Raw genomic sequence first — 15165 nt, forward strand, 5'->3', positions numbered from 1 at the left:
TATCATGTGTCCGAAATAAAAAGAAATTTCATTTGGGGCTCGAAAGTCGGTGGCTCTAAATGTCTTTGAATTTGAAAGGATTAATTTTCCAAATATCCTTTGGTATTAGTCTTTATTGATTAATTTTGCGCACGAATTCAAAAAGCACATCCTTTTTACATTTCATCAAATCAAATGGCAAATATTGGAAAGATAACGCAGGTAATCGGCCCCGTAGTGGACGTTTCCTTCGAAGGCGGTAAGCTACCAAACATCCTAGACGCGCTGGAAGTGACCAAAGAGAACGGCCAAGTGGTCGTCATGGAGGTACAGCAGCACCTAGGTGAGGACCGAGTAAGAACGATCGCGATGGACTCATCCGAAGGGATGGTTCGTGGCATGGAAGTGAAAGATATGGGTCAGCCTATCTCTGTTCCTACCGGAGAAGCGATCAAAGGTCGTCTTTTCAATGTGGTAGGTGAAGCGATTGACGGTCTTCCTCAGGTACCTGCGGGCAAGCGTCTTCCTATTCACCGATCTGCGCCAAAATTCGAAGATCTTTCTACTTCTACCGAGGTACTTTATACGGGTATCAAAGTAATCGACTTGATTGAGCCTTATGCTAAAGGTGGTAAGATTGGTTTGTTTGGTGGTGCCGGTGTAGGTAAGACAGTATTGATTCAGGAATTGATCAATAACATCGCGAAAGCATACTCAGGTCTATCTGTATTTGCCGGTGTGGGTGAAAGAACCCGTGAAGGAAATGACCTTTTGAGAGAAATGATAGAGTCTGGCATCGTGACTTACGGTGAAGACTTTGTACATAGCTTAGAAGAAGAAGGTGGATGGGATCTTTCTAAAGTTGACTTGAAGAAACTTGAAGATTCTAAAGCAACCTTCGTATTCGGTCAGATGAATGAGCCTCCAGGTGCACGAGCCCGAGTAGCCTTGACTGGATTGACCTTGGCAGAATATTATCGTGATGGTGAAGGTGATGGAGCTGGTAAGGATATCCTATTCTTTATCGACAACATCTTCCGATTTACGCAAGCAGGTTCCGAGGTGTCTGCACTTTTGGGTCGTATGCCATCTGCGGTAGGTTACCAGCCTACTTTGGCAACAGAGATGGGTGCCATGCAGGAAAGAATTACCTCTACCAAGAACGGTTCAATTACATCCGTACAGGCGGTTTACGTACCTGCGGATGACTTGACTGATCCGGCTCCGGCGACGACTTTCGCTCACTTGGATGCTACTACGGTATTGTCAAGAAAGATTGCCGAGTTGGGTATCTATCCAGCGGTGGATCCTTTGGATTCTACGTCGCGAATTCTTTCTCCAGATATTTTGGGAGAAGAGCACTACGGATGTGCACAGCGTGTGAAGGAGATTCTTCAGCGATACAAAGAATTGCAGGATATCATTGCGATCTTGGGTATGGAAGAACTTTCTGAAGAAGATAAGCAAGTCGTACACAGAGCTCGTCGAGTTCAGCGTTTCCTTTCTCAGCCATTCCACGTAGCTGAGCAGTTTACAGGTCTGAAAGGTGTATTGGTAGATATCAAGGACACCATCAAAGGCTTCAACATGATCATGGATGGTGAATTAGATCATCTTCCAGAAGCAGCCTTCAACTTAGTAGGTAGCATCGAAGATGCAATCGCTAAGGGTGAGAAAATGCTTGCTGAGACCAAATAAGAATTTGCAAATGATGAAAAGTAATCAGTAAGAATTTAGATCTGTTCCGATTACTTTTCGTGTTTATATCAAACGAAAAAGATATGCAGTTAGAAATTGTCACACCGGATAAGAAAGTCTTCGAAGGAGAAGTATCTGAAGCGAGCTTCCCCGGAGCATCGGGTGCATTTCAGGTATTGAATAGTCACGCACCGATTGTTTCTGCCTTGGCAAAAGGAACTGTTTCCTTTACCACAACTGAAGGAAAGCAGTCGCTGATCGTAGATGGTGGTGTGGTAGAAGTGAAAAACAATGTAATTGTTGTCTTGGCAGAAAAAATAATCGGTTAAGCGGCTATGTTTAGATAGAAAAAAGTCCAACTCGCAAGGGTTGGACTTTTTGTGTTTTTGAGGATACCTTTTTCAAAGTAAAAACTTTGGAAAAGGTCGATTTGGCTTAATCCTCTACAGGTCTTAGTACTGCTCGTTTGATGTATTTATCATCGTATTTCATCATGCTTCCCTCGTAGAAATATAAGGTATCTCTCACTACGCCAGCAAGCATTCCGATGTCAAGTATGCCTTTCGGATTTTGGGTTTCATACCATTTTTCCTCTTTTTTATTGTAAATCATCAGGTGTGTAAATCGTGTCTTTTCGATTCCCCCTTCTCCGATTTTCATCCAAGTCCCAATATAAATCGATTTTTCATCTTCGTGTATAGAATTAAAATAATGGTTGTCAGGAGTCTTTGTACTTTGCTTTTCTCCCGCCATCACGCTATTGAAATCAATGATTCGATCGGCAGCCCTCAGTTGGTAATCAAATATTCGACTTGGGGGAAGATCTATTTGTTCAATCTCTTCTCCCTTTTCTGAATACCTGAACAGTTTTTTGCTATGAGGAAAGGAAAGCAGGATAGTTTGGTTATTATCACTCATTTTTAAGTAGTTAGTCGGGCTCAATGAACCTTCCATGGTTTTATATTCCTCTGGATATTCCATTATAGATTTTTGAACTTTTCCATTATTGTCAAAGAAATAAAGGAGATCACCCGAATTGCGATAAAAGTCAGGTAGATAGGCGTCATGTTTTTGGTCGTATAGTTCTACCAGAAAGCCATTTTCAGTTTTTTTAAACTCTGCCCCTATTGTTCTGATGATTTTTTCTTCTGGAAGATCTAGCCTGATCTTCTCGATAAACTCTTGGCTGGCCACATTGAATTTCAGCACAGATTGGCTTCTTTTGTCAATAATGTGGACCATAGGGTATTCTGAGACATCAAAGGATGATGGCATGAAAGCACCTATGGGGAAATCTCCTGATGCGATGTTTCCTACTTGTTCCCCATTTGTTCGGATAATTCCTACAGCGGGAGTTCTATTTGAGGAAACAGCCAACAAACTATCCCCGATTAATTCTACCTTGGCGGGTACATTCATAAAAAAATCCTTTTCCTTGACTAGAGTGGAGTCGACCATTTCAAGGTTTAGTAAAGTAGGAAGAGCATCCCTTTCCGCAGATGATTGACAAGACCAAAAAGCGAAAAAGAATGCTCCGAATAGACAGTACTGTTTCATTTTGGTAAGTAATTAGGTGCAAACAGCCATGGTCGGACTACAATCACCATCTGCACATTGATCTTCATTGTCACAGGACCAAGCGATACAATCGCCACAGTCTGCTACATCGCACCCATAGTCATCTTCAAAATGAGTACATGGATCATTTGCCATCACGGGTTGCACCACTGCAAAGCTGCCCAAGACCATACCTAGTACGGCGAGGGCTAAAATCATTATTTTCTTCATTTTTTTAATTGTTTATGAAGTGAAAAGAAAGAATTAAAAAAGCTAGCTTTGATCTAAAAGTAAGTAAAGACGTGTTAGTTAAACAAACTAATTCAGTTAAAATTTTGAATAAAAATGATACTCGGTCGAAAATAATGGGGGGGGTAAAAATTTAGTTTGAGTGGTTAGAATATTTAAGCTCGATTTTTTCTATAGTTTTGGGATTTCCAATACTTTTACTGTGTCTCAATTTAAAAATCTTTCAAATTTTAAATTATTTCCCTACTTTTGCCCCACGAAAGGGGGTGTATATACATGATCATAGTAAACGTAAAAGAAAACGAATCCATCGAAAAAGCGCTGAAGCGCTTCAAAAAGAAGTTTGACAAGACCGGTGCGGTTCGCGAACTCAGAGCCCGTCAGGCTTTCACCAAACCTTCCGTCAAAAGAAGAGATCAAGTCATCAAAGCTGCTTACAAACAGCGGATGCAGGAGGAAGCAAACAAGTAATTGTATTCCTTATCATAAAAAACAGAGACAGCTATCCATTGGGTAGCTGTTTTTTTTGGTTATCACTTTCTAATATGCTTTTTCGATTTGTGACTTTTGTCAGAAGATAGTCTCCTTTTTTTCTGCTATCTTAAAATTCAATTCCAGGCCAGATGATCGACTCTTTTATCAGTTACCTCCAATACGAAAAACGTAGCAGTGCCCATACGGTGGAGGCCTATGAGCGGGATCTACTTCAGTTTCAGGAATTCCTTTCACTTTCCTTTGAGCAATCTGATTTGAGTTTGGCAGGCCATTCGGAGATTCGGGCATGGATAATTGATTTGGTGGAGCAGGGACTTAGCACCACTTCAGTCAATCGAAAGTTAGCAACCCTGCGTTCTTTCTATAAATTTCTACTTCGGCAGGAGCGCATCAGTCAAGATCCTACCTATAATTTAAAGAGTCTTAAAAACCCCAAAAAACTACCCGAATTTGTACAGGAATCCAGCATTCAGGACGTTTTAGAATCGGACGTTTACGAGCCAGGATTTGAAGGTCAGCGGGACAAGATGATTTTGGAATTTCTGTACTTGACCGGAGTGAGATTATCTGAGTTGATCGGCCTTCGATGGACAGATTTGGATTTACCGCAAATGCAAGTCCGAGTTCTCGGAAAACGAAAGAAAGAACGGGTCATCCCGCTTTCTAAAGGCCTTATTCAGAATATTATTTCTTACCGAAAAGTATTTGAGGAAAGGTTTCCGGATTTGGGCCAAAATCCCTATTTTATCATAACAAATTCAGGTAAACAAAGCTATCCCATGATGGTCTATCGCACGGTTCGGCAGTATCTTGATCGCTTTGCTCAGACTAGCAAACGCAGCCCACACGTGCTGAGACACACATTTGCGACACACCTGCTCAATAAGGGGGCAGATCTGAATGCGGTGAAAGATCTTTTGGGACATGCCAATTTGGCGGCTACCCAAGTCTACACCCACAACTCCATGGAAAAACTGAAGGCTGTGTTTGAACAGGCACATCCTAAAGCATAATTAATCATTTGTTCAACCTAAAATGCTAAAAGCTATGAAACTGCAAATGCACTCTATTCACTTCGATGCTGATCAGAAGTTGATTGATTTTATCCAGAGAAAAGCTGACAAACTGGACACCTATTATGACCGGATTATTGACGGGGAAGTATTCATGAGATTGGACAAAAACGAAAAAAATGAAAATAAAATCGTTGAAATTAAACTGAATGTTCCTGGCAAGCAGTTTTTTGCAAAGCATCAAACAGACTCTTTCGAAGCGGCTGCCGATGAGGCGGTGGAAGGCTTGAGAAGACAGATCAAGAAGTACAAGGAAAAAGTAGTCTTGGCCAAGCAATAAACCCAAAAATCAGATTTAACTCTAACCCCGGATTCACCCTCCGGGGTTATTTTTTGCGCAGCAAATAATACTTTTTACTGTTGGCTTCCAGCAATTCCTCAAACTCAGCCTTGTGGATCTGAGAAAGTAGATTGGGGATAGCCTTGGAGTCCCAATTCCGAGAGGCAGTTTTTACCTCGTATACTGTCAAATCCATCTCTTCAAGCAAGCGATCTTCCAGGATAAGGATTTGGTAATCTTTTGCTTTTTCTTGCCACTGATCTCTGGGCAAATCGATCAATTGGTAGTCTGGGCCTAGACTCATCCGGATTTTGCTTCCGGCATGGAGGTTTCCATAAAAAGCAATTGGCTCTCGAATATTTTCAGCTTGGATTAGGCTTGCAGCTTGAGTTCCTTGATGCGGGAGAGAGATATGATAGGTGATTGAGCTCAATAGGAAAAAAATCATCAAGAGGGTGTAAGAAATAATTTTTGGAAGCTTCTCCGGGGTTTTCAAGCCTGTATAAATGGCATAAATCAAGAAAATAACACCAAGACCTGCTTGAAGCCGAAGCCAAAAATTACCCACCAATCCGAAGTTGATCCAAAGACTGACTCCTGTCAAAACTAAAATCATGAACAAGAAAAATACAGAAGCCACCTTTAGCGACTTTATTCTTTCCAAAACCCCGCTTTTGATTCCAATCCAAGCAATCCAAACAGCCAATACTGGGGCTACTGGAAGCAAGTATCTTTCATAAAATTTACTGGTCAGAGCACCCATTCCCAAAATCGCCAAGCCCCACACAATTGCAAACAGGAAAAACTGAGGGTTTTCTTTCCAAGCCTTTTTGATTGTTTGTCTAAACTTAGGAGCGATAAGTAGGATCCAAGGAATAAACATTACCAGGAGTAGCAGGAGTGCTAAAAGTCCATTTTGTAAAATCAAGAGAAAGCGGGAAGCAACGCGGATCCCTACTTGGTCCTCCAAGAAACTGTCCAGATAGGTAGGGCCGTGGATTTTCCACATGGCGACAAACCAAAAAAGCGCGATCGCCATGCTTAGTAGGAGAGCAGGCAGGTGGAATAGCTTTTTCAATGATACTCGGTTCCAGGGATTGAATAGCAGTACGAGAATCCCAAGAAATCCTAAAGCGGCCGCAGGAAGTCCTTTCACCTCAAAGGCCAAAGCCAATCCCAAATACATCGCCCAAATGAATTTTGAATGAGCTTTTTCCCCATCACGAAGTAAGCCTACAAAGCCAACAGCACTCAAAGTCATAGTCAAAACCAGCAATACATCAGGAATCGATCGTCCTGAGGAAAGAATCAACACCGGGTTAGCAACCATAATCAAGGCCGAGAGTCCAGCGATCTTTCTGTCAGCAAAAAGAATTTTTGAGAGTAGGAAAGTGAGTCCCACGGTCCCTGCACCGGCAAGTAAGAAGAATATTCTAGATCCAAACTCATTTACCCCAAATAGCTTGAACCCGGCAAAAACCGCCCAATAAGTAAGAATGGGCTTCTTGAATCGGAGTTCTCCACTTCCCAGATAGGTCGTCAGATAGTCCCCGTTTTGAAGCATTTTGACCGCAGCATCCCGATAGTAAATCTCATCTGGGTAATGCATGTGAAAATTCAGGACAAAGGGACCTATCAACAGGCAATAGGCTACCATCAGGATCCATGGGTTGATTTTTAGCTCGCTGGAAGAGGACAAAAGCATGCGCAAAGATAAGTTTTCAAACGTAGCAGTTTCAGAATTTTCTTTGGATATTGGAATTGGGACAAGGCTTTTTTGTCAAGGCAGGCTTTTTGGAGTATTTTTGACCAAATTTTATCCTATGAGCCAGCCACTTTTGTCCGTAGTCGTGACGGTCTACAATGAAGAAGAAAATATTCAACCCCTTCTTGACCAATGCTACCGAGCACTTCAAGACTTGGATTACGAATTGATCCTTGTCGAGGATGGCTCTACAGATGGGACTATCTCGGAGGTGAAAAAGTATGCCAATGAACGGACCAAGCTGATCATCTTCAACCGGAATTTTGGGCAAACTACAGCTTTGGCAGCAGGAATTGATCATGCCAAGGGTGAGTACATTGTCACCATGGATGGGGATCTTCAGAATGACCCGACGGATATCCCTGCAATGCTCCAAAAAGCTATCGATGAGGACTGGGATGTAGTGGCCGGAGTTCGCGCCAAGCGTAAGGACGGATTTGTCCTAAGAAAGATTCCATCCAAAATCGCCAACTGGATCATCCGGAATTCTACCAAGGTTTACCTGAGTGACTACGGCTGTACACTCCGCGTTTACAAGGCAGAGATCGCTCAAAATATGGGATTGTATGGAGAGCTTCACCGCTTCATTCCTGTCCTAGCAAAGGAGCAGGGAGCTCGAATGACGGAAATGGACGTCAAGCATCATCCACGAATCCATGGAACATCCAAATATGGATTGAGTCGGACTTTCAAGGTATTGTCAGATCTGATTCTGATGCTCTTTTTCCAAAAATACCTTCAACGCCCGATTCATCTTTTCGGAGGAATTGGCCTTTTGTCCTTTTTGGTTGGATCCATGATAAGTTTTTATCTCTTGGTGTTGAAACTACTGGGTGAGGATATCTGGGGCAGACCGATCATGATTTTGGGTTTTATTCTGATTTTGGGGGGAATTCAGTTGATCACGACTGGGATCATCGCGGAGATTATTGTAAGAACCTATTTCGAATCCCAGGATAAGAAGACCTACACGGTGAGGTCGGTTTTTGAAGGGAAAAAGCAGGAAGTGAAAGGTGAAGAACTTTTTGATCCTGCTTCTGGAAAAATAGATGATTATAGAAGAGCGTCATTGCGAGGAGGTACGACGAAGCAATCTTTTTTGTAAAAAGAAAACCAATGAGACTACTTGTCCTCCGGTAGGCGGGCTTCACCCTTCGGGGTTCGCAGTGACGAAATAATCCAATATACGTTGCAACAATACAAAAACCAGCTGAAAACACTCCTCAAACTCATCCTCACCGGATTGGCTTTGTATCTGGTTTTTCGAAAGATTGACACGCAGCAACTTTTTGAGATTCTCAAGACCCTTCAATGGCCTTGGTTGATTCCCGCCCTTTTGTTATTCGTCTTAAGTAAGGTTGCCACAGCTGTTCGGTTGAATCAGTATTTCAAGAATATCGGTTTGTATCTCTCGGAAAAGTTAAACTTCCGCTTGTACCTGATCGGGATGTTTTACAATTTATTTCTGCCGGGAGGAATCGGAGGGGATGGATATAAGGTTTATTTACTGAATAAGCACTATCAGGTATCTATCAAAAAGCTCGTGCAGGCCGCGCTCTTGGATCGATTGGGAGGCTTGGTAGCCATTGTTTTTTTACTTTTTGGGTTCTTTCTGCTTGTTGATGTGAAATTGGATTTTTTGGAAAGTGGGCTCTGGAATGGCCTGATGATCGCAGGATTGATTTTGACTATTCCAGTGTTTTGGTTGGTGCAGAAGCTGGGATTCAAGGATTTTCTTCCTTCTTTTTGGTCAGCTAATCTATGGTCCTTTGCAGGACAAATCACCCAGTTGATTTGTGCTTGGTTTATTTTGATGGCTTTGGGGATCGATGAGAAGATTCTGGCTTACCAATTGGTCTTTTTGCTTTCTTCCATCGTGGCGGTTCTTCCGCTGACGATTGGGGGTGTAGGAGCCCGTGAATTGGTCTTTGTCTATGCCCATCAGTATGCAGGAATCGAGGAGGCCACAGCAGTGGCTTTCAGTCTGATCTTTTTTCTGATTACGGCCGGGGTTTCTTTGGTGGGGGCTTTCGTGAAGATGGATTTGGGAGAATAATCATAAATAATTGATATTTATATAGATATAAATTTATCATCCTTGCAAATTTAAAATCATATTTTAAATTTGCAAGGATGATAAAACGATTGCTTTACCAAAGACTCGAAGAATTAATGCCGGATTTCCCGGCCATTGCCATCTTAGGATCGCGCCAAGTGGGAAAGACTACGCTTGCACAAGCTTTGGCTGAAAACTTTGGTCAGGAGTCCATTTACCTTGACCTGGAAAGTCCAAGTGACCGAGCCAAACTGGCAGAACCAGAGCAATACTTTGAGTTGAATGATGGCAAACTCATCATCCTAGATGAAATTCAGCGTATGCCGGATCTATTCCAAGTTTTGAGAGGAGTTATTGATCGAAATAGAAAAGAGGGCTTGCGCTCTTGCCAATTCCTGATTCTAGGATCGGCTTCTCTCGAGCTGATTCGACAATCATCTGAGAGCCTAGCAGGACGAATAGCATATGAAGAGTTAGCTGGCTTCTCCATCTTAGAAGTGGGAAGTGATGAAGGTAATTTAGAAAAGCTCTGGCTTCGGGGAGGGTTTCCTGACTCGTTTTTGGCGAGTTCGGACAAGTCCAGTATGACTTGGAGACAAAATTTCATCACTACTTATCTGGAAAGAGATATTCCTCAGATTGCCCGGTTTGTTCCTACCAATCGTCTGAGAAGGCTCTGGACCATGCTCGCACATGAGCAGGGACAGCTGATCAACTTCTCTAAGTTTGGGGCAAGTCTAGATCTCAGTTCGCCCACGGTCAAGTCCTATGTGGAGCTTTTAGAAGATCTACTATTAGTCAGGTCCTTGCGTCCTTGGACTGCAAATGTGCGAAAGCGCTTGGTGAAAACTCCAAAAGTGTATATACGGGATTCAGGCATTACCCATACACTTCTTCAAATCAATACCTTAGATAGCCTGCTCGGCCATCCGGTACTGGGTTTTAGTTGGGAGGGTTTTGTGATTGAGCATATTCTATCCGTTTTGCCCAAAAATGCGGACTATGGTTTCTATCGTACATCAGCAGGAGCGGAGTTGGACTTGGTCATTCAGCTAGGTAGTGAGCTTTGGGCTATTGAAATCAAGCGAACGCTAAGCCCGAAATTATCCAAAGGCTTTTCTACAGCAGCTGCGGATATTAAGGCTACCCATAGGTTTTTTATCTATGCAGGCCAAGACTCGTTTCCTATTTCAGAGGGAACTTTTGCTGTAGGGTTGTCTGAATTTTTGAAAAAAGTGAAGTCAAAGACTTGACAAAAAGAATTAACTAAATCTTTTCAATAGTAAAAAGGCTAAAGGTAAGCGAATCTTCATTTTCTAATTCAGTATCATTTAAGATATACATTCCTTCTTTTCCAAAATGAATATACAAATGATTGTATTCCGAAACATCCATTTTATGCAAATGCTGCCCGTTCTTGTCGATAAACAAAAGAAAGTTTTTATTCTTTGGGTCAAACATTTTATAGGAGTTTGCAGCCAAAGATTCATAATCTTCCTCTGACAACCCTTCCCGATAATGCCGAATATAAAGATCTCTAAAAGGATCAAAATAAGTTGTAAAGAAACTGTTTTCTGTATAGTATTCCTTTTTCCATTCTCCAAAGTTTATCCCAGATCGATTGGTTAAGCTCACAAAGTTCTCTTTTGGGCTAGCATTTAGTTTTCGATAATTCTCAAAATCTTTTGTAATGATTAAGTCATCCAAAATTGGAAAATTCAGGATGTACTCACCTGCTCTTGGGTCAAAGTCCATCGAAATCAATAAGTCATAGGCATTAACTTTCTTTCCCAAATATTCTTCGGGTAAAGGAAGAGCTGATTGGAATTCATCTAGATTTTTTGAAAATACACCAATCGTGTTTTCCGATTTAGAATATTCGAAAGGAGGCTTTCCATATAGCTCGAGCATATTGAGTGCGGATACGATTTTGTCTGTTTTCAAAGCAAAGCGGAGAACACCTATAAGGGGATTCGGGCTTTCCATTGCAATTCGAGCTAGCTTTTGGCTCTTGGTAAATTTTCCCTCTTCGAAAATTGAAATTTCTCTTGCCTTTTTGTCAAAATAGAGAAAGCTGTTTTTCTCGTAAGGAATAAAGCTGTTTTGACCAGTTGTTCTATCTCCTCTATAATCTTCTAGTTCCTCTAATTTAAGATTAGATACAGGTAATCCTCCCTTGCTAAGATCAAATGTGCCTATTCCATCATTGGTCTGAATATAGAAGTAGGACCCATTCTCGTCAGAAAAAAAAATCGGGTTTCCTTGCAGCTTAGGGAACCCGCCGGAAATATCTAATGAAATCGTCTTTTCAAGGCGTATTTGTAATTTTTCTGACTCGGCAAGCTTGCTTTCATTGGATTTATCTGTTTGACACGAAAGAATACTAGCAGCTAATACGAAATAAAGAAAGAGACTAAGTGATTTGAATTTCATATTTAATAGGTAAGTTCCTCCCAAGAACAGGGAGGAACAATTACAATTAATTATCCACCTATAGATGGTGTTTCCACTTCAACGAAGCAGTCTCCAGGCAGTCCTTCCTCGCCTGGAGGAGGTGCAGGTAGCTGAATACATTGATTGATTAATTCTATACAAAACCCTGCAACATAAGTTTTCCCTGCTATGGGAGTTACGTTACAAGATTGTCCATTGGAAATGGGGATTGAGCCAACCAATGCAAGACCGAAAATTAAAATTGTTTTTTTCATGATGTTTCAGTTTAAATGTAACACCCTGGCCAAGGTTATCTCTCATCCTCAGGACCTTCCTGACAACTAAAGACAACACAACATATTATTATTATTATTATTATTATCCAAAAATTAGTTCTATAAAAACTGTTTTTTTAAAAGTCAATACCCAAAAGTGGGTATTTTTCGGGGGTTTTCGAACTCGCTCGGATTCCTTACTTTTGTCCAAATCCTAAATAGCACCATGACCCGATCCGAATTATTCGCCCAAATCCAGCAAAAATCTTCCTTTCTCTGTGTAGGTCTTGATCCGGATTTGGAGAAGATTCCTCGTCATTTACTTGCTGAGCCTGATCCGATTTTTAGTTTTTGCCAAGCAATTATTGAGGAGACAGCTGATTTTGCAGTGGCTTACAAGCCAAATATTGCCTTCTTTGAAGCGCTAGGGGCAAAGGGTTGGGATACGCTAGCCAGGGTAGAAGAATTGATCCCAGATGATATTTTTACCATTGCTGACGCCAAGCGTGGGGATATCGGGAATACATCAAAACTTTATGCTAAGGCCTTTTTTGAGTCCATGGATTTTGACTCTGTCACAGTAGCACCTTACATGGGAAAAGACTCAGTTTCGCCATTTCTGGAGTTTGATAATAAGTGGGTAATCTTGCTCGCCTTGACTTCCAATGCCGGTTCGATGGATTTTCAGTTGATCGAAGACATGGCTGGAAAGCCACTTTATCAATCCGTCTTAGAAAAAAGCCAGGATTGGGGAAGCCCGGAAAACCTCATGTTTGTGGTCGGGGCAACTCGTGGCGAGCTGATTGGCGAGGTCCGCAAATCAGCACCCGAGCATTTCTTTCTGGTACCGGGCGTAGGTGCTCAAGGTGGAAGTCTTTCTGAAGTTGCCAAATACGGAATGAATTCCTCCTGTGGACTTTTGGTCAATTCCAGTCGGGGAATTATCTACGCTTCCGTTGAAAAGGACTTTGCGCAAGCAGCACGAAGGGAAGCAAAAAAGCTTCATGTAGAAATGAAGAGTTTGTTAGAGCAGTACCTATAAATTTGCCGGTCCCAAAAATTCCTTGCCAACGTGAGTGTCATTACTCACGTTTTTTAAAAGGCTGAAATAGATGCTTTGTGGTCTTATCTTGATCATTTTGACTAGCTGTGAGTGCGGACACTCACAGCAGCATAAGCACTTTCTAAAAGGAATATTTGCGTCTTTAGTTTGAAATATTTATTTTCAAAAGCTTTTAGCCCTCAGGCTTATGAATTTTAAAGAAGATTTTTTACAACTCGTCTGGAAGTATCAATACTTTGACCGGAAAGGCCTCCAAACCACAGATGGACAATCGGTCCAAATTCTGAACGTAGGAATTCACAATCTAGGAGAAGGGCCGGATTTTAAAGATGCCACGGTAGTATTAGACGGTGTGACATTCCATGGGCACGTGGAGGTCCATCGATTGGCTTCAGAGTGGAAGCAGCATGCACATGATGGAGATTCAGCCTACAATTCGGTTATCCTCCATGTGGTCTGGAAAGATGATAAGCCTGCACTACGAAAAGACGGCACATCGATACCAACCTTGGAACTCGACGGAAGGATCTTTCTGGAAATCTGGCGGAATTACGAGCAGTTGCTGCATTATGATCAGGATTTGCCATGCGGACATGCTTTATCCCAAGTGCCCGAAATCATCCGATTTTCAGCTTTGGAAAAGGCTCTGGTAGAACGCTTGCATCAAAAATCAGAACAGATTTTACAAATTCTGGATCAAACCAAAGGAGACTGGGAAGAGACAGCCTATCGTTGGTTGTTTCAATGCTTTGGATTCAAAACCAACGCAGAGCCCATGTCGCAATTGGCGGGCTTATTACCCTATAAGACACTTCAAAAGCACAGAAACCAATTGTCAGCAGTGGAAGCCATGCTTTTTGGTTTGGCGGGACTATTGCCTGAAAAAACGGAAGAACCCTACGTGCAGCACCTGATTCGGGAGTATGATTTTTATCAGAAAAAGTTCGGTTGGGAAGGTCAGCTGCTCCGGCAGCACTGGAACTTCATGGGGGTGCGGCCCAGTAATTTCCCTACTCTCCGAATCGCCCAACTCGCAGCAATCTTAGCCAAAGCTCCCAATTTACTTCAGGCTGTGATGGAAGATTCCCGTGACTTTGCTTCCTTCAAAAAACTACTGCAAGTCCAGACTTCAGACTATTGGTTATATCATTACACCTTTGGGAAGTCTTCCGAAAAAATGGCCTCTAGAGGCATCTCAGGCACAGTTTTGCAGCTGCTTACGATCAATTTTGTGATGCCGCTGTGGTTTGCTTATGGTCGCTATTTCCAAAATCCAGACTGGCAAGAGCGATGTTTTGATCTCCTTCAAGAGATACCTGCTGAGCGGAATTTTATCATTCGAAAGTTTGAGTCAGCTGACTGGAAAGCGAGTAATGCCTTCGATTCCCAAGGGATGATAGGACTTTTCCGGACCTATTGTTCGCCTAAGAAATGCCTCCAATGCAAAATCGCCCAAAGTTTGATCAAGTCGACAAAGGGCTGATTTTTTGGCGGTCGTGATGAATTGCTGTACTTTTGCAATCCAAAATCAAGAAAAATGGATAAACCAATCATCATATTTGGAGCAAAAGGGATAGCTCAGCCAGCTTTGGAGATTTTCAATAGCAATGAAGCGGTGGTCTATGGCTTTCTCGAGGAGGATGAAAAGTTGCATGGCTCTGAAATCAATACCGTTCCTGTCTTGGGACATCCGGAAGATGATGGGTTTCTGAAACTGATTGGAAAGAAAACCGAGGCTTTTGTCGCGGTCGACGATGCCAAGTACCGGAAGTTTATTGTGGAGCTTTTGAATGAGCGACGCAAGGTACAGCCGGTCAATGCGATTCATAGCACAGCATTTATTTCCAGTGATGCCGCGATTGGCCATGGTAATTTCATCAATGCTCGCGTTACTTTAGGAACTGGTACTGAAATCGGCCAGCATTGTATTTTGCAAACCGGAGCGATCATAGATCATCATGTGAAGATGGGTGACTACGTACAAGTAGGTGCAGGAAGCATTATCAATTCGGAGGTAACGATCGAAGAAGGTGCCTTTATCGGTTCTGGCGCAACCATTGTATCAGGTGTGACAATTGGAAAAAATGCCCGAATTGGAGCCGGTTCGGTTGTAATTAGCTCAGTAGGAGCCAATGAGACGGTCTTTGGAAATCCAGCAGCAAAAATTAAGTAAGAAAGGACCTAGGCCATTTCCCTTGTCGAGGAAATTTAAGAGGAAATAAAAATCGAATGCTGAATGTCG

Annotated in this window: 16 protein-coding genes; 11 read left to right on the forward strand and 5 right to left on the reverse strand. The window is 42.2% G+C overall.

Translation table 11 applies throughout. From position 1 onward, the window contains the following. Nucleotides 1-174: 174 nt before the first annotated feature. On the forward strand, nt 175-1677 hold the full coding sequence (gene atpD / locus OU792_RS13060) for a F0F1 ATP synthase subunit beta (protein ID WP_024284686.1): 1503 nt from the start codon (nt 175-177) through the stop codon (nt 1675-1677). 83 nt (nt 1678-1760) lie between these two features. Next, entirely contained in the window at nt 1761-2006 is a 246-nt protein-coding gene (atpC, locus tag OU792_RS13065) for an ATP synthase F1 subunit epsilon (RefSeq protein WP_274670407.1), read from the forward strand. Nucleotides 2007-2112: 106 nt separating this feature from the next. On the opposite strand, the gene OU792_RS13070 is transcribed toward atpC, so the two are convergent. Together OU792_RS13070 and OU792_RS13075 are read right to left on the reverse strand one after the other, a co-directional pair. Continuing rightward, nucleotides 2113-3234, reverse strand: a complete 1122-nt coding sequence (locus OU792_RS13070; protein WP_134201482.1) for a hypothetical protein — start codon at nt 3232-3234, stop codon at nt 2113-2115. A 12-nt stretch (nt 3235-3246) separates the two neighbouring features. Continuing rightward, on the reverse strand, nt 3247-3465 hold the full coding sequence (locus tag OU792_RS13075; protein ID WP_274670408.1) for a hypothetical protein: 219 nt from the start codon (nt 3463-3465) through the stop codon (nt 3247-3249). Between the two features lie 294 nt (nt 3466-3759). Between OU792_RS13075 and rpsU the strand changes: the two genes are divergently transcribed. The 3 genes from rpsU (at nt 3760) to hpf (ending at nt 5331) form a co-directional block, all read left to right on the forward strand. Next, nucleotides 3760-3954: a 30S ribosomal protein S21 gene (gene rpsU, locus OU792_RS13080; RefSeq protein WP_024284690.1), complete on the forward strand. Its 195-nt coding sequence runs from the start codon at nt 3760-3762 to the stop codon at nt 3952-3954. Between the two features lie 152 nt (nt 3955-4106). Beyond that, entirely contained in the window at nt 4107-4991 is an 885-nt protein-coding gene (locus tag OU792_RS13085; protein ID WP_274670409.1) for a tyrosine-type recombinase/integrase, read from the forward strand. A gap of 34 nt (nt 4992-5025) precedes the next feature. After that, on the forward strand, nt 5026-5331 hold the full coding sequence (gene hpf / locus OU792_RS13090) for a ribosome hibernation-promoting factor, HPF/YfiA family (RefSeq protein ID WP_024284692.1): 306 nt from the start codon (nt 5026-5028) through the stop codon (nt 5329-5331). 46 nt (nt 5332-5377) lie between these two features. On the opposite strand, the gene OU792_RS13095 is transcribed toward hpf, so the two are convergent. Beyond that, nucleotides 5378-7036: an ArnT family glycosyltransferase gene (locus OU792_RS13095; RefSeq protein ID WP_274670410.1), complete on the reverse strand. Its 1659-nt coding sequence runs from the start codon at nt 7034-7036 to the stop codon at nt 5378-5380. A gap of 118 nt (nt 7037-7154) precedes the next feature. Here OU792_RS13095 and OU792_RS13100 point away from each other — a divergent pair, with 118 nt between their 5' ends. The 3 genes from OU792_RS13100 to OU792_RS13110 all read left to right on the forward strand — a co-directional run bounded on the left by OU792_RS13100 (nt 7155) and on the right by OU792_RS13110 (nt 10405). Next, the gene (locus OU792_RS13100; RefSeq protein ID WP_134201486.1) at nt 7155-8201 is read left to right on the forward strand and encodes a glycosyltransferase family 2 protein; all 1047 of its coding nucleotides are present in this window, start codon (nt 7155-7157) and stop codon (nt 8199-8201) included. An 84-nt stretch (nt 8202-8285) separates the two neighbouring features. Then, entirely contained in the window at nt 8286-9152 is an 867-nt protein-coding gene (locus tag OU792_RS13105) for a lysylphosphatidylglycerol synthase transmembrane domain-containing protein (RefSeq protein ID WP_166669391.1), read from the forward strand. 77 nt (nt 9153-9229) lie between these two features. Continuing rightward, nucleotides 9230-10405, forward strand: coding sequence for an ATP-binding protein (locus tag OU792_RS13110; RefSeq protein ID WP_134201487.1), 1176 nt, complete (start codon nt 9230-9232; stop codon nt 10403-10405). Nucleotides 10406-10418: 13 nt separating this feature from the next. Here the strand turns inward: OU792_RS13110 and OU792_RS13115 are convergent, their stop codons facing one another. Both OU792_RS13115 and OU792_RS13120 read right to left on the reverse strand, forming a co-directional pair. Beyond that, the gene (locus tag OU792_RS13115; RefSeq protein ID WP_134201488.1) at nt 10419-11585 is read right to left on the reverse strand and encodes a hypothetical protein; all 1167 of its coding nucleotides are present in this window, start codon (nt 11583-11585) and stop codon (nt 10419-10421) included. Between the two features lie 50 nt (nt 11586-11635). Then, complete coding sequence (locus OU792_RS13120; protein ID WP_026948032.1) at nt 11636-11860, reverse strand: hypothetical protein; 225 nt, start codon at nt 11858-11860, stop codon at nt 11636-11638. Between the two features lie 226 nt (nt 11861-12086). Between OU792_RS13120 and pyrF the strand changes: the two genes are divergently transcribed. The 3 genes from pyrF (at nt 12087) to OU792_RS13135 (ending at nt 15096) form a co-directional block, all read left to right on the forward strand. Continuing rightward, nucleotides 12087-12902 carry an orotidine-5'-phosphate decarboxylase gene (gene pyrF, locus OU792_RS13125; protein WP_134201489.1) on the forward strand — a complete coding sequence of 272 codons (816 nt, stop codon included), beginning with the start codon at nt 12087-12089 and terminating at the stop codon, nt 12900-12902. A 208-nt stretch (nt 12903-13110) separates the two neighbouring features. Beyond that, nucleotides 13111-14406, forward strand: coding sequence for a DUF2851 family protein (locus tag OU792_RS13130; protein ID WP_274670411.1), 1296 nt, complete (start codon nt 13111-13113; stop codon nt 14404-14406). A gap of 54 nt (nt 14407-14460) precedes the next feature. Continuing rightward, nucleotides 14461-15096, forward strand: coding sequence for an acetyltransferase (locus tag OU792_RS13135; RefSeq protein WP_134201491.1), 636 nt, complete (start codon nt 14461-14463; stop codon nt 15094-15096). The last annotated feature ends 69 nt before the right edge of the window (nt 15097-15165 follow it).

It is taken from the genome of Algoriphagus sp. NF (assembly GCF_028823735.1).
Classification (GTDB): Bacteria; Bacteroidota; Bacteroidia; order Cytophagales; family Cyclobacteriaceae; genus Algoriphagus; species Algoriphagus marincola.

What these genes read in the sequence shown, in the direction of transcription:
- OU792_RS13095 (WP_274670410.1), bottom strand. Translation starts at nt 7,036, where the DNA reads ATGCTTTTGTCCTCTTCCAGCGAGCTAAAAATCAACCCATGGATCCTG.
- pyrF (WP_134201489.1), top strand. Translation starts at nt 12,087, where the DNA reads ATGACCCGATCCGAATTATTCGCCCAAATCCAGCAAAAATCTTCCTTT.
- OU792_RS13120 (WP_026948032.1), bottom strand. Translation starts at nt 11,860, where the DNA reads ATGAAAAAAACAATTTTAATTTTCGGTCTTGCATTGGTTGGCTCAATC.
- OU792_RS13100 (WP_134201486.1), top strand. Translation starts at nt 7,155, where the DNA reads ATGAGCCAGCCACTTTTGTCCGTAGTCGTGACGGTCTACAATGAAGAA.
- OU792_RS13115 (WP_134201488.1), bottom strand. Translation starts at nt 11,585, where the DNA reads ATGAAATTCAAATCACTTAGTCTCTTTCTTTATTTCGTATTAGCTGCT.
- rpsU (WP_024284690.1), top strand. Translation starts at nt 3,760, where the DNA reads ATGATCATAGTAAACGTAAAAGAAAACGAATCCATCGAAAAAGCGCTG.
- hpf (WP_024284692.1), top strand. Translation starts at nt 5,026, where the DNA reads ATGAAACTGCAAATGCACTCTATTCACTTCGATGCTGATCAGAAGTTG.
- OU792_RS13075 (WP_274670408.1), bottom strand. Translation starts at nt 3,465, where the DNA reads ATGAAGAAAATAATGATTTTAGCCCTCGCCGTACTAGGTATGGTCTTG.
- atpD (WP_024284686.1), top strand. Translation starts at nt 175, where the DNA reads ATGGCAAATATTGGAAAGATAACGCAGGTAATCGGCCCCGTAGTGGAC.
- atpC (WP_274670407.1), top strand. Translation starts at nt 1,761, where the DNA reads ATGCAGTTAGAAATTGTCACACCGGATAAGAAAGTCTTCGAAGGAGAA.
- OU792_RS13070 (WP_134201482.1), bottom strand. Translation starts at nt 3,234, where the DNA reads ATGAAACAGTACTGTCTATTCGGAGCATTCTTTTTCGCTTTTTGGTCT.
- OU792_RS13130 (WP_274670411.1), top strand. Translation starts at nt 13,111, where the DNA reads ATGAATTTTAAAGAAGATTTTTTACAACTCGTCTGGAAGTATCAATAC.
- OU792_RS13085 (WP_274670409.1), top strand. Translation starts at nt 4,107, where the DNA reads ATGATCGACTCTTTTATCAGTTACCTCCAATACGAAAAACGTAGCAGT.
- OU792_RS13135 (WP_134201491.1), top strand. Translation starts at nt 14,461, where the DNA reads ATGGATAAACCAATCATCATATTTGGAGCAAAAGGGATAGCTCAGCCA.
- OU792_RS13110 (WP_134201487.1), top strand. Translation starts at nt 9,230, where the DNA reads ATGATAAAACGATTGCTTTACCAAAGACTCGAAGAATTAATGCCGGAT.